This window comes from Achromobacter sp. 10T422 (assembly GCF_056394065.1).
In genome coordinates this window covers 581,822-601,739 of record NZ_JBFTHD010000003.1, presented here as the reverse complement: position 1 = coordinate 601,739, position 19,918 = coordinate 581,822, and the positions used below count along the sequence as shown (strand labels likewise).

Sequence of the window (19,918 nt, the reverse complement as noted above, 5' to 3'; positions counted from 1 at the left end):
GGGGATAAGCGCTGGGACCCACCCTACGAACTACACAGCGTCATTTGAAACGCCACATCACGGGCGACTTGCTGGGGTTTGAATTCGCCGTCTTGCGTGGAAAAACGTATCCAGATCATGTACTTATTGGCGCTGATCTCGGGAAATACGCCTTCGGTGGGGTCAACCCACACCCGCAACAGGTGGAACTGCTTGCCACCCATCATCTGCTGGTAGGCCCCCTGCTCGGCGACGATATCGGTTTTGCGGCCGGACTCGCGCAACAGACGCAAGGCCAGGGTCAGGCCGTCGTAGAGGGCGGTGAAGGGCGAGAGCCAGGCCTGCAAGTCCGCGCAGCGGGCGGCTTCGGATTTGTTCTGCCAGGCGAAATAGGACGGCATGTCCACTTGGGTGGCGCTGCCTGGCACCGACAGGCGGCCGCGCAAGCTGGTCAACCATTCGTTTTCGCGCAAAGACTGGCCGGTCTTGCCGGGTGCGGCCAACGCGCTGGCCACTCTCTCCAGTTCGCGCAACATGCCTTCCAATGCGTCTTGCGCCACGCCGGGGTGGTCGCGCAACCCAACAAGCGCCATGCGCTGGCGCTCAAGGTCTTGCAGCACGGCGCCTTTGACGTCGGTGCGTTCACACGCGTCGAGCAGATCGAACAGGGATGTGACGGCAACCTGATGTTGGCGTGAGTCTCCCTCGCGAGCAAAGAAGAACAACCTGTCGAACAGGTATTCCAATCGCAGATAAGCGCGGATGCGCTCATTGAAGGGATATTCGTAAACGATCACGCTTTTTGACAGGCCCATCAGTGGTCGGCCAAGCGGCCGAGAGATTCAGGGGTGCCGGCCAAGCTTGTCGCTTACCGGCCCGTTGTGGTCGCCAGCAACAGCCAGCGGTCATGCAAGGTCTTCGCCTGCGCGCGCAATTGCTCTGGAGTCGTTGCGCCGTCGTTCGTGATGACGTCGTCTGCAGCCTCCAGGCGGCTTGCCCGCGCAGCCTGTGCCGCCATAATACGCCTGATGGCTGGCTCCGTCAGCCCGCTACGCGACTGCACGCGCGCGACCTGTGTGTCGGGGTCGCAGTCCACCACGCAGATGCGATCCACACGCTCTCGCCAACGCGGCAAGGACTCCACCAAAAGCGGCACAACAAACACCAGATACGATCCGGTTGCAGCCGCTGCCTGACGCTTGGTTTCTTCAGTAATGGCAGGATGCAAAACCGCTTCCAAACGCAACCGGACTTGCGGGTCAGCGAACGCGCGCTCGCGCATCCATTCGCGGTTCAAGGCGCCATCGGGCGTCAAGGCATCGGGGCCGAATTCACGTTCAATCGCGGGCATGGCCGCGCCGCGCGCAGCGGTCAACGTCCGCGCGATTTCGTCGGTGTCGACCAGCGTCGCGCCCCATTCGCCCAGCATGTCCGCCACGCGGGACTTGCCCGAGCCGATGCCCCCCGTCAGACCAATCTTGAACATGCCATTCATCCCTTTCTTGGTATCCGTCTTGCTATCAGTCTTGCTATCCGTTGTCGCCAGCCGTTACTGCCGGCCGTTCTTGCCAGCCGTTCTTGCCAGCCGTTCTTGCCAGCCGTTATTGCTGCCCGTTATTGCTGCCCGTTCTTGGCGATGCCGCGTTTGCCTAGCGCAGGAATTGCCATATGCCTTGATCGCCGCCCAGCAGCAGCATCACGATACCGGCCAACGCCAGATAAGGCCCGAACGGTAAAGGCTGCCCCCGGCTGGCGCGGCCGCTTAACGTCAAGGCGCCCCCGATCACCACGCCCACCAGCGATGCGGCCAACAACAACATGGGCAAGGACTCAACGCCAAACCATGCGCCCAGCGCCGCCAACAGTTTGAAGTCGCCATAGCCCATGCCCTCGCGCCCCGTCAGCAGGCGGAACACATGGAAGATAACCCACAAGAAAACATAGCCCGCGACCGCACCGATGACGGCTAGCGGCAGCGTGGTGAACGTGTCGAACAGATTGATCAGCAGGCCCGCCCACACCAGCGGCTGCGTCAGCACGTCGGGCAACAGCGTGGTTTCGAAATCGATCCATGCCAGCGCCACCAGCATCGCCGTCAAGCCCATGGCGAAGAGCGCGATGGGCGTTGCGCCGTAGCGCCATGCACAGGCGGCGAACAAGATGCAGGTAAGCAGTTCGATGGCGGGATACCGCAAGCTGATGGCAACCCCGCAAGCCGCGCATCGGCCGCGCAGCATCAACCAGCCCACTAGCGGCAGCCGGCGCCAACCGGTAATGGGTGCGTGGCAAGCAGGGCAATGCGACGCCGGCCGAAACAAACCATCGGGGCTGTCGGGACGCGCCTTGCCCACCGCGTCCAGGCATTGCGCTTGCCATTCGCGTTCCATCATGCGCGGCAAGCGATACGTCAGCACAGTCAGCCAATTGCCCACGGCCAGCCCTGCCAGCGCCGCGATACCAATGAAGAGCCCCAAGGGCATATCAAAGACCTGATGCACGATGCTCATGCTCCGGCCGAACGCGCGCGCGCGCTCGGCTCAACCCTTGGGCTGATAACCAAAAGGCAGGCGGCCTGACCACGGCCTTGTCGTAAATTGTGCATAAAGTGCTGACAACACCCAAGAGTGGCTAAGGGAACGTATCGAATCTTCGCATAAGTGCGTAAAATCGGAGACAGACTCAATTCACGGATAAGCTGCCATGACCGCCCGCGTCGACATCGTTACCCGATCCCGCAAACTTAGCGTCATGGGGCTGCTGCTGGCAGGTACCGTACTAGGCGCCGCAGGTTGCGCCCAGCAGAAAAGCGAAGGGTATTACGACCCGCCCGTTGAAAGCACAGTGACCGATGCCCAATACCAGGGTTCGGGCGCTGGCTACCGCAGCGTCATCCGCGCGCCGTCGCAAGTGCAAATCGCCCTGAAGCCTGATGCGCGCAAGCCGCAAAACCAGTCTGGCCAACCCGCCGCTGGCGCTCAGACCACCGAAGACGGCCAGGCCGTTCCGGAAGGCGCGGAGAACACCAGCTCGAATACTGCCCCCGCCCCGGCTCCGGCCGCCGCACCCAATGCCGCCGCGCACAGCCTGGTGCCGCAACCGCAAACCTACATGGGCACGCTGCCGTGTTTCTCGCCGGCCATGCAATGCACGGCGCAGCGCGTCACGCTGACCTTGGCGCCCAATGGCCGGTGGCGCGGCCGCACGGCCTATCTGGAAAATGACCCTAACAAGGGCCCCGCCGTTACCGAGCAAGGCTGCTGGGACGCCACCGACGAGCGCCCGCCGCGCGTCATCCTGATGGACAGCAAGGGCAACGCCCGCGCGGAATTCCTGGTGGCCGCCAACAACGTGCTGCGCGTGCGTTCCATCGCGGGCCAGACGCCGAACCTGAACTACAACCTGACCCGCCAGCCGGACCTTGACCCGATTGACGAGTTGGCCAAGGCCCAAGCGCCGCAGTGCCCTTGATGGCTTGACGGCCAGCCGCCAGCGATCTGGCAGCTTGGCTGAATCAGCACCTGCCTGAGCCAGTATCCGCCGGGCCCGCCGAACTCCCTGTTCGGCGGGCCCGATTCTTTTGGCGCGAACACATTCAGGGATCATGGTTCTGGGCTCCTGATTCAGCGGGGCACGCGCCATATTCCGCCGGCGGTTCGTGCAGCACATGGCGGGCCATTGCGGCGGACTGGACCGGGATCGCAGCGGGAGCAGGAACCGCAGCTTGAACAGCAGCAGCAGCAGCAGCAGCAGCAGCAGCAGCAGCAGCAGCAGCAGCAGCAGCAGTGGCAGCAGCATTGGCAGTGGCACCAGCATTGGCAGTGGCAGCAGCAGTGGCAGTGGCAGTAGCAGTAGCCCCCGCCCCATCCGCCACATCGTCACCCGCGGCGTCCAATTCCACTGCATTCAGAATCGGCGACGACCCTGAACGCCCGTGGGCGCACAGCCGGCACGCCAACTGCATGGCATTGCGGGCGTCGAGCTTGGCGAAGATGCGGGCGCGATGGGCTTCGGCGGTGCGCAGCGAAATGCCCAGGTCGATGGCGATGACCTTGTTGGGCCGACCCGCCGCCACCAGGCCGACGATTTCTCTTTCGCGAGGCGTCAGTGCGGACAAGACCGATTCAAGATCGTGACGGGGAACTTGCATGGGCGACTCATTTTTGCAATGTAGGATTACAAGAAGTCTGCCCGGCCCCCTAAAACGGCGGAAGCTAGCAATTCTGTCAGGGTCGGGCCGCCGCAATGGCCAAAAGACCCTCGCGCGCCCCGCCCTGAACCGGATATCAGGCCTTGTAGACCAGTTCCAGATTGTCGATCAACCGCGTGGCGCCCAGCTTCGCAGCCGCCAGCACCACCACGGGTTCGCCGGCTTGCAAGTCGGCGGCTTCGGGGCGTTTCAGATCACGTTGACGGCGCAGCGCCACGTAGTCCACCTTCCAGCCGCGCTGGGTCAGATGCGCAGCGGCGTCGCGTTCCAGGGCCAGCGCGTCGCGCTCGCCTTGCGCCAACCGATGGCCGATGTTTTGCAGCGCGGCATACAGCGCCGGCGCCTCGGCGCGTTCGCCTTCGGTCAGATAGCGGTTGCGCGACGACAGCGCCAGGCCATCATCAGCGCGCACGGTCTCATGCGCCAGCACTTCCACGGGCAGCTGGAACTGGCGGCACATGTTGCGCACCACCATCAGCTGTTGATAGTCCTTCTTGCCGAACACGGCCACACGCGGCTGCACGCAAGAGAACAGCTTCAACACCACCGTGCTGACGCCTTCGAAGAAGCCCGGGCGGAACTCGCCTTCCAGGATGTCGCCCAGATCGTCAGGCGGCTGGACGCGGTAGTTCTGCGGCTCGGGATACATCTCGCGCTCGTTCGGCGCGAACAATACGTAAACGTCGCGCGCCTGCTCCAGCTTTTCGATGTCGGCCGCCAGCGTGCGCGGGTACTGGTCGAAGTCTTCGTTGGGCCCGAATTGCAGGCGGTTCACGAAGATGCTGGCCACGACAGGGTCGCCGTGCTGGCGCGCCAGCTTCATCAGTGACAGGTGGCCTTCGTGCAGGTTGCCCATCGTAGGCACGAACGACACGCGGTTCTGTCCGCGCAGGTGATCGCGCAATTCCTGGATGGTGTGTACGACTTTCAAGGGGACTCTCCGGGGTTGGGGGCAGCCCGGTCAGGATCAGGCCGCGACCGCCGCCACGCTGGTATAGGCCAGGCGCACGTAGATGGGCGCATAGGGCTCGGCCTGCGTGATCTCAAGCAGGGATTCGCGGGCCAACTCCAGCATGGCGATGAAATGCACAACGACGACCGCCGCGGGCGCGCCTTCGCGGACGCGCTCCATGAACAGGTCGCCGAATTCCATGAAGCGCACATCGTTCAGGCGCCGCAGGATATGCGTCATGTGATCGCGCACGGACAGCTGTTCGCGCGTGATGTGGTGATGCTGGTTCAGCTTGGCGCGCTTCATGATGTCGGCCCACGCCTGGCGCAGGTCGTCCACGCTGACTTCGGGCATCATGCGCTCGACGCTCAGGTCGGCCACGGCCTGGCTGCTGACGAAGTCGCGGCCCAACTGCGGCAGCTTGTCCAGCTTTTGGGCGGCCAGCTTCATCTGTTCATATTCGAGCAGGCGGCGAACCAGTTCAGCGCGGGGATCTTCGGGCTCTTCGCCGGTGTCGGTCTTTTTCACCGGCAGCAGCATGCGCGACTTGATCTCGATCAGCATGGCGGCCATCAGCAGATATTCGGCCGCCAGCTCCAGGTTGGTGATGCGGATCTGGTCCACATATGACAGGTACTGCCGCGTGACATCCGCCATGGGGATGTCCAGAACGTTGAAGTTCTGCTTGCGGATCAGGTACAGCAGCAGGTCCAGCGGCCCTTCAAACGCTTCCAGGAAGATTTCCAGCGCGTCCGGCGGAATGTAAAGATCCGTCGGCATCTGGAACAGCGGTTCACCGTACAGGCGCGCGAAGGCCACGCTATCGACGGTGTCAGGCGTGCTGTCCACAGGCGGCGCCACCAGCTTGGCTAACGCCTCGCCAGGAACTGAAGGGTTTTGGGACATGTCTGCCGCAATGCGATCAGTCTGCCGAATACACGTAGGGTTTTTGCGGCACGCGGGCGGCGCGGAAGCCTTCCAGCAGCTCCGAATCTTGCGGTTTATCCCAAAGACGGGCGCGGCCTTCGCGCTGGCGTTCTTCCGTGCCAGGGTGCGACTGCTTGAAGTCTTTCAGGAAAAGGGTGATCTCGGATTCGTAGTTGGTCGCCATGGCACCAATTTCAGTAGGTTGCAGATCTGGGGAGTTTACTTCACGCGGGGCCAATCCCCCGGCGTTACAATCGTCAGGCATCCAACGCCCCCTCCCGCCATGTCAGCCGAATCCGCAGCAGCCGCCAATCCCGCTCCGCCCTCAACCCCGGACGCGGTGCGTGCGGCTCGCATGATCCCCTTTATTGTGGGCTGTGCGCTGTTCATGCAGATGCTGGACGCCACCGTCGTAGCCACCGCCCTGCCGGCCATGGCCCGCGCGCTGGGGTCCACACCCGTACGGCTGAATGTGGCCATTACGTCCTACCTGTTGTCGGTGGCCGTGTTCGTGCCGGTGAGCGGCTGGGCGGCCGACCGCTACGGCGCCCGCCGGGTGTTCGTGGCCGCGATCGGCCTGTTCACGCTCAGCTCGGTCGCCTGCGCAATCTCGCAAGACCTGCCCCAGTTGGTCGCCGCCCGGGTCATCCAGGGGATGGCGGGCGCGATGATGGTGCCGGTGGGCCGCATCATCCTGCTGCGCACGGTGCCCAAGCAGGACTTGCTCAAAGCCATGTCGTTTTTGTCCATCCCGGCCCTGCTTGGCCCGGTGATCGGGCCGCCGCTGGGCGGCTTCATGGTGACGTATATGTCGTGGCACTGGATTTTCCTGATCAACATCCCCATCGGCGTGCTGGGCATTGCGCTGGTACTGCGCTACGTGGCCGAAATCAAGGAAGAGACCGCCCCGCGCCTGGACTGGCTGGGCTTTCTGCTTAGCGCCGTTTGCCTGGCGGCGCTTGTCAGCGGTTTCGAGGCGATTGGCCGAGACATCATGCCGCTGCCGATGCTGCTGGGCCTGATCGCCGTGGGCGCGGCTTGCGGCTTTTTGTATGCATGGCACGCCCGCCGTATTGAACATCCCATCATCGACCTGTCGTTGATGCGTATCCCCACCTTCGCCATTTCCACGCTGGGCGGCAATCTGTGCCGCTTCGCCGTGGGCGCCACCCCGTTTTTGCTGGCCATGCTGCTCCAAGTGGGCTTTGGTCTGAGCCCGTTTTCGGCAGGGCTGATCACGTTCGCCAGCGCCGCGGGCGCGCTGCTGATGAAGTTCGTGGCCACCCCCATCGTGCGCCACTTCGGATTTCGCCGCGTGCTGACCGTGAACGCGCTGCTGACGGGCGTGTTCATCATGGTGTGCGCCACGTTCACGCCCGCCACGCCAGTGTGGCTGATGATCGCGATTTTGCTCGTGGGCGGCTTCTTCAGGTCGTTGCAGTTCACGGGGGTAAATACGCTAACCTATGCCGATATTCCCCCGGCCAAAATGAGCCGCGCCAGCAGCTTCGCCGCCATGGCGCAGCAACTGGGCATCAGTCTGGGCGTGGGGGTGGCCGCGGTTACGCTGAATGTCAGCATGACCCTGCGCGGCGCCGAGACGCTTGCGGTCAGCGACGTCGTCGCCGGCTTCATCGTCATCGGCCTCATGTGCATGGCCTCGACCTTCTCCTTTAGACGCCTTGAGCCGCTGGCCGGGGCACACCTGAACGGCGCCAAACAAAGTGACGACGAATGAATTTGTCCTAGCCCTGGACCAGGGCACGACCAGCTCCCGAGCCATCGTATTCGACCGCGAAGGCGTGGTGCGCGGCGTCGGCCAGCGTGAATTCCGCCAACACTACCCGCGTCCGGGCTGGGTGGAACATGACGCGAGCGAGATCTGGCACAGCCAGCTGGACGTGGCGCGCGAAGCCCTGCGCAACGCCGCGGCAACCGCCGCCGACATCGCCGCCATCGGCATCACCAACCAACGCGAAACCACGTTGATCTGGGAGCGCTCGACGGGCCGCCCGCTGGCGCGTGCCATCGTCTGGCAAGACCGCCGCACCGCGCCGATGTGCGATCAGCTGCGGCAGGACGGCCATGCCGATTTCCTGCAATCGCGCACGGGGCTGGTGCTGGATGCCTATTTCTCAGGCACGAAGCTCGCCTGGCTGCTGGACCACGTGCCCGGCGCGCGCCAGATGGCCGAGCGCGGCGAACTGGCCTTCGGCACCGTCGACACCTGGCTGATCTGGCAACTAACCGGCGGCGCGGTGCACAGTACCGACCCGAGCAACGCCTCGCGCACGATGCTGTTCGACCTGCACACGCAAGACTGGAACGACGAGATCCTGGCCCTGCTGAAAATTCCCCGCAGCGTGCTGCCGCAGATCGCGCCCAGCAGCGCGGTGGTGGGCAACGCGCTGCCGGAATGGCTGGGCGGTTCGATCCCGATCGCAGGCGTGGCCGGCGACCAGCAGGCCGCCACCTTCGGCCAGGCCTGCTTCACGCCAGGCATGGCAAAGAACACCTACGGCACCGGCTGCTTCATGCTGATGAACGTGGGCGACAAGCCGGTGCAATCGAAAAACCATCTGTTGTCGACGGTGGGCTGGGGTTTGCCTTTGTCTGGCGCTGACAGCTGGAAGCCGACGTACATGCTGGAAGGCGGCGTGTTCGTGGCGGGCGCGGCGGTGCAATGGCTGCGCGACGGCTTGGGAATCATCCAACGTTCTGAAGAGATTGAGTCCCTGGCCGCAAGCGTGTCAGATACTGACGACGTGTTCATGGTGCCGGCCTTCGCGGGCTTGGGCGCGCCGCACTGGGACCCGTACGCGCGCGGCACGCTGGTCGGCCTGACGCGCGGCACCACCCGCGCCCACATCGCACGCGCAACGCTGGAATCCATCGCACTGCAAAGCGCCGAACTGCTGACCTGCATGAACGGCGACAGCGGCATCGCGCTGACCGAACTACGCGTAGACGGCGGCGCCGCCCGCAACKACCTGCTGATGCAAATGCAGGCAGATCTACTAGGAGTGCCGGTGGTGCGTCCACGCGTGTCGGAGTCGACGGCGTTGGGGGCCGCTGGGTTGGCGGGGCTGGCGGTGGGGTTCTGGTCTGGACTGGATGAATTCGCGTCGAAGTGGCAGGCGGAACGGACGTTTGAGCCGACGTGGCCGGAGTCGGTTCGAGCGGCGCGAATGAAGCGGTGGAGACAGGCGGTGGAGTTGTCTAAGGGGTGGGCTGCGGGGAGTGGGAAGGCGTAGTTTTGTTTGGGGCGATTGGTGTTTTGTAGGTCCGTGTTTTTTTGTAGGTCCGTGTTTTTGTAGGTCCGTGTTTTTGGGGCGGTCGAAGATCTTCGTAGGTCGCCCATCGTCGCAGTGGCCCTGACTGCGCGCGCCCACGATTGCGGTCCGGAGCCTTCGCTCCGGACTTCCCCCTCGTCATCTTCGTCCAGGCCTACGGCCTTCCCTTCAGATTCCCTCGGGCGCATCGAGGTTGCACGCAGTCAGGGCCACCGCGCCGACGGGCTGCCATTGTCTTGGGTCGGGGCGCTGTTAGGGGGTGCCTTAGTGACGAGTGCGTCGGGGCCCGCCGAATCGCGGCCGCGCGGGCGGCCACGATCGGCATACGCGTTAGCGGTCGTTTGAGCGATGTTCGCTTTCGCGCATATTGAGAACGGTTTGCTAAAGGGCCCCCACGTTTTTTGGGGGGGTAAAGGGGTGGCGCGCGTCCGGCACTACTTTGCGCGTGCCGACCCGTCGCGCGCCACCGCACCGGGGTTCAACGGGTGACCGTGCCTCGCGGGATGATTGAAGCGCGGCAAGCTTTCAAGAAGGGCATGGAGCGAGTCAGACTGCATTTTCGGAGTCAGACTGCATTTTCCGAATGCCGTCCTCCGCCCGCGATGCCAATAAATGCAGTCTGACTGCAAAATCAATTCAGCCAAACGCGAAGCGAACACCGCGACGACGCACCACCACGCGTAAGCTCCACGAGGCCGCCCGCGCGGCCGGCATGGAGCGGGCCCCGCAAGATCTTCCACCACCAAAAACCGGTGGAGAGAACGTTAAAAACCCCGATCGCCCCCGCTGACGTCAGATTGCAACTTCCAGAGCCCGTGGGGTCGGGGGCCAGGGGTGCGCGGGGCGTCGATAAGCCCGAGGGAATCTGAAGGGAAGGCCGAAGGCCTGGACGAAGATGACGACGGGGCAGTCCGGAGCGAAGGCTCCGGACCGCAATCGTTGCCCCGCGCACCCCAGGCCCCCGACACCACGGGCGCCTAAAGAACCCAAACCGCGCCCCATCCCCCCCCACGGCCGCCCCAAACTCCCCCACACAACAAAAATCAAAAACCACAAATCAAGCCGCCCTAACCCCAATCGCCACAACCCTCGCACTAAATTCCTTCAGCAACTCCTCCCGCACCCTCCCCGCCCGAGCCATCGCCTCTTCCTTCACGTGTCCGTACCCTCGAATCTCCTCCGGCACGCTCGCTAACGCCACTGCGCGGTCCAGATTTCCGCGATTCAACTTCGACAAGATCGCCGTCATCGTCTCCCGGTATTCTCGAATCAGCTCGCGCTCCGCGCGTCGTTCCGCCGTATACCCGAACACGTCAAGCTTCGTCCCCCGCAAGCGCCGCCACTTCGCAAGCATTCCAAACACCCGCAACATCCCCGGCCCATAGCTGCGTTTGATCAGATGCCCCTGCTTGTCGCGCCGCGCGAACAGCGGCGGGGCCAGGTGGAAGTGCAGCTTCCAGTCGCCTTCGAATTGCGCGCTCACCTTCTTCACGAACTCGCCGTCTGAATACAGGCGCGCCACCTCGTACTCGTCCTTGTAGGCCATCAGCTTGAAGTAGTAACGCGCAACCGCAATCGCCAGCCGGTTTGTACCGGTGGCCTCGTGCTCGGCGTGCGTCACCTTGTCGACCAGATCCGTGTACTGCTTTGCATACGCCTCATTCTGGTACTGCGTCAGAAACGCCTTGCGTACCGCCACGATCTGCGCCAGTTCTCCGGCGGGTTTCTTGAGCTCGGTCACCGGGCTAGCGGTGCGCGGGCGCTTGATTTCGATGATGTCTTCGGGCGGCGCAATCGGCATGCCGCCGTTGGCCAACACGCGTGCCACATCGGCCATGTCGTGCGCGGCGCGGCGGCCCCAGGCGAAGGCGGCGATGTTGCTGGCGACTTGCTGCCCGTTCAACTCAATCGCGCGCAACAGCGCAGCTTGCGACAGCGGAATCCAGCCCTTTTGATAGGCGTATCCCATCATCAACGGGTTCGCGTAGATGGCGTCGCCCAGCAACACCACCGCCATCGCCGCGGCGTCCACCGTGTGCAAGTTTTCCTTGCCACAGGCCGCTTGCAGATCCGCCGTCAGGTTGGCGCCCGGCAAGGTCCAGTTCGGGTTGGACACGAACGCGGCGGTGGGTGCGTTGTCGCGGTTCAAGAGCGCGTGGGTGCGCCCCGGACGCAGCCGCGCCATGCTTTCCGCGCTGGTGGCCACCACCAGGTCGCCCGCCAGCAGCAAGTCGGCCTCGCCCATCGCCACGCGCGTATTCATCAGGTCGTCGGGTGACTTCGCCAGCACCACATGCGAATAAACAGCGCCACCCTTCTGCGCCAGGCCAGCCATGTCCAGCACCGAACAGCCCTTGCCTTCCAGGTGCGCCGCCATGCCCAGCAACTGGCCGATGGTGACGACACCCGTGCCGCCCACGCCCGCGATGAAGACGCCGTACGGTTCATCCAACGCACGCTCGCGCGGCGGCGGCACGCCTTCGTCGATCACGCCTTCCTGCGACAAAGCCTTGGGCTTTTTAAGCTTGCCGCCTTCCACCGTAACGAAGCTGGGGCAAAAGCCCTTCAGACAGGAAAAGTCCTTGTTGCAGCTGGATTGGTTGATCGTGCGCTTGCGGCCGAACTCGGTTTCCAAAGGCTCGACCGACAAGCAATGCGACTTCTGCGAACAATCGCCACAGCCTTCGCACACGCGTTCGTTGATGACGACGCGGCGCGCGGGGTCTGGGTAGGCGGCACGCTTGCGGCGGCGGCGCTTCTCGGTGGCGCAGGTCTGGTCATAGATCAGCACCGACACGCCGGGGTGTTCGCGCAGGTCGCGCATGACGGCGTCAAGCTCGTCTCGGTGCATCACCGGCACGCCTGGCGCCAGGCCGGACATGCTCTTGTACTTGTCGGGCTCGTCTGTCACCACGATGATTTTCTCGATGCCCTCGGCCGCCATCTGCCGGCTGATCATTGGCACGCTGATGGGGCCGTCCACGGGCTGTCCACCCGTCATGGCCACGGCATCGTTGAACAGGATCTTGTAGGTGATCGGCACCTTGGCCGCGACCGCCGCGCGGATGGCCAGCAGGCCGGAATGGAAATACGTGCCATCCCCCAGGTTGGCGAAGACGTGCTTTTCTTCGGTGAACGGCGCTTGGCCTACCCACGGCACGCCCTCGCCGCCCATCTGGGTATAGACCTCGGTGTTGCGATCCATCCAGCGCACCATGTAGTGGCAGCCGATGCCCGCCATGCCGCGCGAACCCTCTGGCAGACGCGTCGACGTATTGTGCGGACAGCCCGAACAGAACCACGGCTTGCGCTCTTCCACCACGCGCGGCCGCGCCAGCAACTGTTCGCGCCCGCGGATGAACTCCAGCCGCGCCTCGATGCCCGCACGCACTTCGGCGGGCAGTTCAAAGCGCAGCAAACGCGACGCGATGGCTTTCGCCACCATCGCGGGCGAAAACTCGTAATGCGCGGGCAGCAGCCAGTTGCCCTGCGGCACCGACCATTCGCCACCATCCTTGTCATCGAACTTGCCCGCCACGCGCGGAATCTTCTTGCCGCTGCCGATCCAGCTGAACAGCTCTTCCTTCAGCTGGTACTCCAGCACCTGGCGCTTTTCTTCGACCACCAGAATCTCGTCCAGCCCCTCGGCAAATTGCTGCATGCCGGTGGACTCCAGCGGCCAGACCATGCCCACCTTGAAGAGACGCAGCCCGATGCGCCGGCATACGTCTTCCGACAAGCCCAGGTCGGACAGCGCCTGGCGCGTGTCCAGATAGGCCTTGCCGGACGTCATGATGCCAAAGCGCGCATCGCGCTCGGGCACGTGCCAGAGTTCACGGTTGAGCTTGTTGGCGCGGGCGTAAGCCAGCGCGGCGTAAAGCTTGTAGTCGAGCAGGCGCGCTTCTTGTTGCAGCGGCGTGTCGGGAATCCGGATGTTCAAGCCGTCGGGCGGCATCAGAAAATCTTCGGGCAGCTGGATGCGCACGCGATGCGGGTCCACGTCCACCGAGGCCGACACTTCCACAATGTCGGTGATGCATTTCATGCCTACCCACACGCCCGCGTACCGGCTCATGGCCCAGCCGTGCAATCCGTAATCCAGCACCTCTTGGACGCTGGCCGGAAACAGCGCCGGGATCATACAGGCCTTCAGGATGTGGTCGCTTTGATGCGGCAAGGTCGACGACTTGGCTGGATGGTCGTCGCCCGCCACCACCAGCACGCCACCGTGGCGCGACGTGCCTGCCGCGTTGGCGTGCTTGAAGACGTCGCCGCAACGGTCCACGCCTGGACCCTTGCCGTACCACATGCCAAAGACGCCGTCGTACTTCGCGCCCGGAAACAGGTTGACCTGCTGCGAGCCCCAGACGGCGGTGGCCGCCAGGTCTTCGTTGATGCCGGGCTGAAACTCTACGTGATGGGCCTTCAAGTACTTGGCCGCCTTCCACATGTTCTGGTCGACGCCGCCCAAGGGCGACCCCCGATACCCCGACACAAAGCCCGCCGTGTTCAAGCCCGCGCGTGCGTCGCGCACCCGCTGCATCATGGGCAGGCGGACCAGGGCGTGGATGCCGCTCATCCAGGCGCGGCCGGATTCCAGTGTGTACTTGTCGTCAAGTTGGACGGATTCAAGCGCCGCGCGCAATGCGGGCGTAAGGGGGGCATTCATGTCTACTCCAAGATCCTGGATGCCCCCACCAGCTTCGCGTCGCGCGCTTGGGCGCACGCGGGCCAACAAGGGCCGTGAAAGTGAAGTGATGCGCTCGCGCGCTTAGCTCTGCCAGTTGTAACCGCTTGCCCCCACCCCGGCAATAGGGCGATGCGATAATGTGCGCCATGGAATTCGCCCCTCGAATCGTCGCCTGGCAACGCCAGCATGGCCGCCACGATCTGCCCTGGCAAAACACACGTGACCCGTATCGGATCTGGCTGTCCGAGATCATGTTGCAGCAGACGCAAGTGGCCACCGTCATCCCGTATTACGACCGCTTCCTGCAACGCTTCCCGGACGTTGCCGCGCTGGCCGCCGCCGCCCAGGAAGACGTGATGCCGTACTGGGCCGGCCTGGGTTACTACGCGCGCGCCCGCAACCTGCATCGCTGCGCGCAGGAAATCGCGCGCGACTGGAACGGCCGCTTCCCGCCCACCGCCGAAGACATCGCCACCCTGCCCGGCATTGGCCGGTCCACGGCGGCGGCCATTGCGGCGTTCGCGTATGGCGAGCGGTCTCCCATCCTGGATGGCAACGTCAAACGTGTCTTCACCCGCCACTTCGGCATTGCCGGCGACCCGTCCAAGCGCGACGTCGAAACGCGGCTATGGGCGCTGGCCGACGCGCAAGTCGACGCCGCGCCGGGCCTGGACATGGCGGCCTACACGCAAGGGTTGATGGACTTGGGCGCCACGCTCTGCACGCGCGGCAAACCCGCTTGCGACAAATGCCCGGTGGCCGGCAGCTGCGTAGCCCGCCGCGAAGGCCGCCAGGCTGAACTGCCCACGCCGAAAGTGCGCAAGGCCATTCCGGAACGCGAGACCTGTATGCTCGTGCTCCAACACCAGGGCGCTTTCCTGTTGCAGCAACGGCCCGAGCCCGGCATCTGGGGCGGGCTGTGGAGCCTTCCGGAATTCGACATCGCGGGCGACCCCGACGCCGCCTCGCGCGCGCTGGGCCTGGAGCCCGAACAACGCTTCGAACTCGCGGCGTTCGCCCACACCTTCACGCACTACCGCTTGCACATCCGGCCTTGGCTGGTGCCCGTGCGCGCAGCCGGTTTGCGCGAATCCGCACTGCCTGAACGATGGGTGCATGCAGACAAGCTGGCGACGATGGCGCTGCCCGCACCGGTGAAGAAATTGCTGCAAGGCCTGGTGGATGCCGGCATGCAGGACAGCCTGTTTTCTTCAGCCAAGCCCTGAGGCGCAGGCTGGCCGGGGCGTGATCACGCCTCGGCTTGCACCGCACCGCTCAACAACATCACCAGCTTCAGATCCGGATGCGTCGCCAGCCGGAACGTGATCTGCTGAAACGCCAGCTTGCCGTCACGCGGATGCTGGAATTCCCGCAAGCCGCCTTCGCGCTCCACCACGGCATGCCGCGTCCACCAGTGGGCGAAAACGGGGCTTTGGCGGCTAAGCGTATCCAGCAAACCCAGCACGGCGGCCTCGTCCAGATGCGCGCCCGCGTCGGCGCGGAATTCCGCCACCACACGGCGCGCACGCTGGTCCCAGTCCACGACGAGATCGCGCGCGGCGGGGTCCATGAAGATGTAGCGCAGCAGGTTCGGTTCGGGGTCGCGCGTGGGCCAATCGTCGAACAGGTCGCGCAGCGGCTCGTTGTAGGCCAGCACGTTCCAGGCGCGGTCCAGCACATAGGCCGGCGCGTTGATCGCGTTCACGCATTCTTGCAAGGGGCCGGGCGCGCCGCCCGCGTCGTCGCGTGCATGTTGAGGATCGGCGCAGTCGGCCAGATCAAAAAGATAGGCGCGTTCGGCGCGCGCCAGTTGCAGCACGCCCGCAATGCGCGACCACACGGACGGCGACACGGAGACTTCCCGCCCCTGCTCGATCCACGTGTACCAGGTGACGCTGATGCCGCACAGTTGCGCGACCTCTTCGCGGCGCAGGCCCGGCGTGCGGCGGCGCATGCCTTCGGGCAGTCCGGCCATCTGCGGCGTGATGCGGGAACGGGCGCTGCGCACAAATTCGCCCAATGCCTGACGGCGCAAGGGCGAACCGTCTTGGCTGGCGGCGCCATGGGGGGAAGTAGTCATACCAGGATAAGCAATGGGCTTGTACGTGTATAAGGGTCGGCCTATCTTAGCGCCTGCACCTGACTTTTCGCACAACGCCCCTAAAGGACATTCATGACCGCCAGCACCCACGACGCCGCCGTCGACCGCCAGTTCAGCCCGCGCGCCACGGCCTACCTGACCAGCGCCGTCCACGCCCAAGGCGAAGACCTGCTGCAAATGGCAGACGTCGCCCGCCAGCACCCCGATGCGCGCGTGCTGGACTTGGGCTGTGGTGGCGGCCACGTGAGCTTTCACGTGGCGCCCGAAGTGAAGCACGTCACCGCGTATGACCTGTCGCAGCAGATGCTGGACGTGGTCGCGGGCGAAGCGGCCAAGCGCGGCCTGAACAATCTGGTCACCCGTCAGGGCAAGGCCGAGTACCTGCCGTTTGCCGACGGCGAGTTCGACCTGGTGATGTCGCGCTATTCCACGCATCACTGGCAAGACGCCGGCCGCGGCCTGCGCGAAGCGTTTCGCGTGCTGAAGCCGGGCGGCATCGCTGTGTTTGCCGATGTGGTGTCGCCGGGCGAACCGTTGTTGGACACGTGGTTGCAGACCATCGAAGTGTTGCGCGACACCTCGCACGTGCGCGACTACTCGGTGGCCGAATGGACCCGCATGCTGACCGAGGCCGGCTTCACGCTGCAAGGCTTGTCGCCGCGCCGCCTGCCGCTGGAATTCCAGACCTGGGTCACGCGCATGCGCACGCCCGACACGCTGGTGGCCGCGCTGCGCCATATGTTCGGCATTGCGCCTGACGTGGTGCGTGCGCACTTCGACGTGAAGGAAGACAGCTCTTTCACCAGCGACACGGCGACCATCGTGGTGAAGAAGCCGGGCTGATTCAGCTTGTGGGGCTGGCGGTAAACGCTGCCAGCGCCCCCGCCACGCCCCGCGCACGTAGGGAGTGCACCGCTAGCACCACGGCGCGCACAAAGCGCGGGTCCTGGCCCAGATCATCTCCGAAGACGGGCGCGAGGCCGGTCAACGTTTGCACCCAGACCCGCGTTGCATCCGCTTCGGCGCTATCGTCGGGGCTGCTATGGCAACCTTGATTGGCATGGTCCTGGCCGCATTGCCTATCGCTTTGCCTATCGCTTTGCCTATCGCTTTGCCTATCGCATTGCCTATCGCTTTGCCTATCGCTTTTCCTATCGACTTTCCTATTGGCCACCGCCTGCTCGGCCTGCGCGTAGCACTTCGCAAGCGCATCGGCCATCGGGTCCTGGATATCGTAGCGTCGCCCCGCCTCATCCACGCCGCGCAAAAAATGCAGCCACGCCGCCACAGCCAGCGCCAGTCCATTGATCGGCAAATCTTGCGCCAAGCGCGCACGCACCGTGTCCAGCAAGCGCTGCGGTAATTTCTGCGAGCCGTCCATCGCGATCTGCCGGGTCTGATGTTTCAACGCGGGATTGGCGAAGCGTTGCAACAGGCGTGCTTGGTATTGCGTCAGGTCCAGACCAGGCAATTCCGGCAAGGTCGGCACGATGTCTTCGCGCAGCAACGCGGCCAGATAGGCCTTCAATGCGGGCTGCGCCATCGCCTGGTCGACCGTGTCCCAACCCGCCATCACTGACAAATACGCCAGCGCCGAATGCGCGCCATTAACGGTGCGCAGCTTCAGCGTTTCAAAGGGCGCGGCGTGTGCCACAAAGCGCGCGCCGCCGGCCGTCCAGTCTGGCCGGCCCGCGGCAAAGTGGTCTTCCACCACCCATTCCAGATAGGGCTCGGCCACCACCGGCCACGCGTCATGCACGCCCAGCACCTGCGCCACATCGCGCCGATCGTCGTCCGTTGTGCGCGGCACGATGCGGTCCACCATCGAACAGGGAAAGGTGCAATGCGATGCGATCCATTGCGCCAATGCAGAATCGATTTTCTGCGCGAAGGCGACCACCATGCCGCGCAACAAATGGCCATTGCTGGGCAGGTTATCCAGCGACATCAACGTGATGCCATTGCGCCCTGCCGCGTAGCGTTGTTGCAGCCCCCGCACGATGAACCCGATAGTGCTGCGCGGCGCACGCGGGTGCGACAGATCATGCTGGATATCGGGGTGGTTCAGGTTCAACAGGCCACTGGCCGGATCATGGCAATAGCCTTTCTCGGTGACGGTGACGCTGACAATCCGCGTGTCCGCGTGCGCAATGCGCGCCAGCACGGCCTGCGGGTCTTCAGGCGCGACCAGCATTTCACGCAAGCATCCAATCACTGCCAAATGCTGTTGCGGCCGCCCGTCTGCGCTAGCGCTGCGCAGGGCCAACGTGTACAGACCGTCTTGCGGCGCCAGGGCATCGCGCGTATCGGCATGGCGCAACGATACGCCGCAGATGCCCCAACAACGCGCCGCCCCGGCAAGCGGCGCGGCGGGGTGAATGACGGATTCATTAATGGCCGCCTCATTGACCGCAGCCAGATGCGCGCGCACAAACGCGCCCAGCCCCAGATGCACGATGCCGACACGCAGCGCGCTTCGGTCGTACGCAGGGCGCGCCACGCCGGGCGGTAGCAGACCCAGACGCGCGGGCGTCAAACGCGCCGCGCCGTCCGCTACCAATTCCATAGCGTCCCGTCCTGCTGCAAGCGGTTCACCGGCAGATACGCGCGCTTATACGGATACTTGGCGGCCAACGCTTCGTCGATATCCACGCCGTGCCCCGGCACGTCGCCCGGATACAGCATGCCCTGATCAAACGTGTACGCGTGCGGGAAGACGGCGTCGGTTTCTTCGGTGTGGCGCATGTATTCCTGGATGCCGAAGTTCGGCACCCACAAGTCAAAATGCAGCGCCGCGCCCATGCACACGGGCGACAGATCGGTCGCGCCGTGGCAACCCGTGCGTACCTGATACAGCGACGCCAGATCCGCAATGCGGCGCAGATGCGTGATGCCGCCTGCGTGCACGACGGTGGTCCGGATGTAGTCGATCAACTGGTTCTGCACCAGGTCCTTGCAGTCCCAGATGGAATTGAAAATCTCGCCCACCGCCAGCGGCGTGGTGGTGTGCTGCCGGATCAGCCGGAAGGCGTCCTGGTTTTCAGCGGGCGTGGCGTCTTCCATCCAGAACAGGTTGTAGGGTTCCAGCGACTTGCCCAGCCGCCCGGCTTCGATGGGTGTCAGGCGGTGATGCACGTCGTGCAGCAGATGATGGTCGAAGCCCAGCTTTTCGCGAATGCGTTCAAACAGTTGCGGCGTGTGCCGCAGGTATTTTTCGGTGGACCAGTCGTGTTCGCTGGGCAAGTCGGCATCGGCCGGTTCGTAGAACAGATTGCCGCGCCCCACGCCATACACCTTGTCCAGACCCGGCACGCCGCTTTGCGCGCGGATGGCGCGGTAGCCCATGTCGGCGTAGCGCAGCACTTCGTCAACGGTATGCTCAATGTCAGACCCGTTGGCGTGTCCGTAGACCATGACGCCGCTGCGGCTCTTGCCGCCCAGCAGCTGATACAGCGGCAGGCCGGCCGCCTTGGCTTTCAAGTCCCACAGCGCGGTGTCCACCGCGGCAATCGCCGTCATGGTGACGGGCCCGCGCCGCCAGTACGCGCCCTTGTACAGGTACTGCCAGATGTCTTCGATCTGATGCGCATCGCGCCCGATCAGGCAGGGGATGACGTGTTCGGTCAGGTATGCCGACACGGCCAGCTCGCGCCCGTTCAGCGTGGCGTCGCCAATGCCGGTCAGGCCCTGATCGGTTTCAATTTTCAGGGTCACGAAATTGCGGCCCGGCGAACAGACAATCACGCGTGCATTCGTAATTTTCATCGTG

The 19,918-nt window shown here is 64.3% G+C and carries 16 protein-coding genes; 5 read left to right on the top strand and 11 right to left on the bottom strand.

The genetic code is table 11. From position 1 onward, the window contains the following. Positions 1–23 precede the first annotated feature (23 nt). From zapD to AC1DB0_RS10330, 3 genes are all read right to left on the bottom strand, one after another. Entirely contained in the window at positions 24–776 is a 753-nt protein-coding gene (gene zapD / locus AC1DB0_RS10340; protein ID WP_054421418.1) for a cell division protein ZapD, read from the bottom strand. Between the two features lie 71 nt (positions 777–847). After that, positions 848–1,465, bottom strand: a complete 618-nt coding sequence (gene coaE, locus AC1DB0_RS10335; protein WP_476758522.1) for a dephospho-CoA kinase — start codon at positions 1,463–1,465, stop codon at positions 848–850. Positions 1,466–1,628: 163 nt separating this feature from the next. Next, positions 1,629–2,486, bottom strand: coding sequence for a prepilin peptidase (locus tag AC1DB0_RS10330; protein WP_476758523.1), 858 nt, complete (start codon positions 2,484–2,486; stop codon positions 1,629–1,631). A gap of 193 nt (positions 2,487–2,679) precedes the next feature. Between AC1DB0_RS10330 and AC1DB0_RS10325 the strand changes: the two genes are divergently transcribed. Then, positions 2,680–3,447 carry a copper resistance protein NlpE N-terminal domain-containing protein gene (locus AC1DB0_RS10325; RefSeq protein ID WP_427947096.1) on the top strand — a complete coding sequence of 256 codons (768 nt, stop codon included), beginning with the start codon at positions 2,680–2,682 and terminating at the stop codon, positions 3,445–3,447. Positions 3,448–3,571: 124 nt separating this feature from the next. Here the strand turns inward: AC1DB0_RS10325 and AC1DB0_RS10320 are convergent, their stop codons facing one another. The 4 genes from AC1DB0_RS10320 to AC1DB0_RS10305 form a co-directional block, all read right to left on the bottom strand. After that, entirely contained in the window at positions 3,572–4,126 is a 555-nt protein-coding gene (locus AC1DB0_RS10320) for a response regulator transcription factor (RefSeq protein ID WP_476758524.1), read from the bottom strand. A gap of 136 nt (positions 4,127–4,262) precedes the next feature. Next, positions 4,263–5,117 (bottom strand): pantoate--beta-alanine ligase, encoded by an 855-nt coding sequence (gene panC / locus AC1DB0_RS10315; protein ID WP_054421309.1) that lies wholly within the window; start codon positions 5,115–5,117, stop codon positions 4,263–4,265. A 36-nt stretch (positions 5,118–5,153) separates the two neighbouring features. Then, a complete protein-coding gene (locus AC1DB0_RS10310) occupies positions 5,154–6,044 on the bottom strand; it encodes a segregation and condensation protein A (protein ID WP_054421308.1) in 891 nt (296 codons plus the stop codon). Positions 6,045–6,060: 16 nt separating this feature from the next. Then, a complete protein-coding gene (locus tag AC1DB0_RS10305; protein ID WP_050447026.1) occupies positions 6,061–6,249 on the bottom strand; it encodes a DUF3460 family protein in 189 nt (62 codons plus the stop codon). A gap of 99 nt (positions 6,250–6,348) precedes the next feature. Here AC1DB0_RS10305 and AC1DB0_RS10300 point away from each other — a divergent pair, with 99 nt between their 5' ends. Together AC1DB0_RS10300 and glpK are read left to right on the top strand one after the other, a co-directional pair. After that, positions 6,349–7,803 (top strand): DHA2 family efflux MFS transporter permease subunit, encoded by a 1,455-nt coding sequence (locus tag AC1DB0_RS10300; RefSeq protein WP_175172045.1) that lies wholly within the window; start codon positions 6,349–6,351, stop codon positions 7,801–7,803. Further along, the gene (gene glpK, locus AC1DB0_RS10295) at positions 7,790–9,319 is read left to right on the top strand and encodes a glycerol kinase GlpK (protein WP_476758652.1); all 1,530 of its coding nucleotides are present in this window, start codon (positions 7,790–7,792) and stop codon (positions 9,317–9,319) included. Before AC1DB0_RS10300 ends, glpK begins: the two co-directional genes overlap by 14 nt. 1,096 nt (positions 9,320–10,415) lie before the next feature. Here the strand turns inward: glpK and AC1DB0_RS10290 are convergent. Next, entirely contained in the window at positions 10,416–14,027 is a 3,612-nt protein-coding gene (locus AC1DB0_RS10290; RefSeq protein ID WP_441371442.1) for an indolepyruvate ferredoxin oxidoreductase family protein, read from the bottom strand. A 158-nt stretch (positions 14,028–14,185) separates the two neighbouring features. On the opposite strand from AC1DB0_RS10290, the gene mutY reads away from it, so the two are divergent. Further along, a complete protein-coding gene (gene mutY, locus AC1DB0_RS10285) occupies positions 14,186–15,274 on the top strand; it encodes an A/G-specific adenine glycosylase (RefSeq protein WP_454668223.1) in 1,089 nt (362 codons plus the stop codon). A 23-nt stretch (positions 15,275–15,297) separates the two neighbouring features. On the opposite strand, the gene AC1DB0_RS10280 is transcribed toward mutY, so the two are convergent. After that, positions 15,298–16,128 carry a helix-turn-helix transcriptional regulator gene (locus AC1DB0_RS10280; RefSeq protein WP_054421302.1) on the bottom strand — a complete coding sequence of 277 codons (831 nt, stop codon included), beginning with the start codon at positions 16,126–16,128 and terminating at the stop codon, positions 15,298–15,300. A gap of 93 nt (positions 16,129–16,221) precedes the next feature. On the opposite strand from AC1DB0_RS10280, the gene AC1DB0_RS10275 reads away from it, so the two are divergent. Further along, positions 16,222–16,992, top strand: coding sequence for a class I SAM-dependent methyltransferase (locus AC1DB0_RS10275; protein WP_054421301.1), 771 nt, complete (start codon positions 16,222–16,224; stop codon positions 16,990–16,992). A 1-nt stretch (position 16,993) separates the two neighbouring features. Here AC1DB0_RS10275 and AC1DB0_RS10270 read toward each other — a convergent pair whose 3' ends face one another. Together AC1DB0_RS10270 and manD are read right to left on the bottom strand one after the other, a co-directional pair. After that, a complete protein-coding gene (locus tag AC1DB0_RS10270; RefSeq protein ID WP_476757447.1) occupies positions 16,994–18,715 on the bottom strand; it encodes a mannitol dehydrogenase family protein in 1,722 nt (573 codons plus the stop codon). Further along, positions 18,703–19,914 carry a D-mannonate dehydratase ManD gene (gene manD / locus AC1DB0_RS10265; RefSeq protein ID WP_054421299.1) on the bottom strand — a complete coding sequence of 404 codons (1,212 nt, stop codon included), beginning with the start codon at positions 19,912–19,914 and terminating at the stop codon, positions 18,703–18,705. Before manD ends, AC1DB0_RS10270 begins: the two co-directional genes overlap by 13 nt. Between the last annotated feature and the right edge of the window lie 4 nt (positions 19,915–19,918).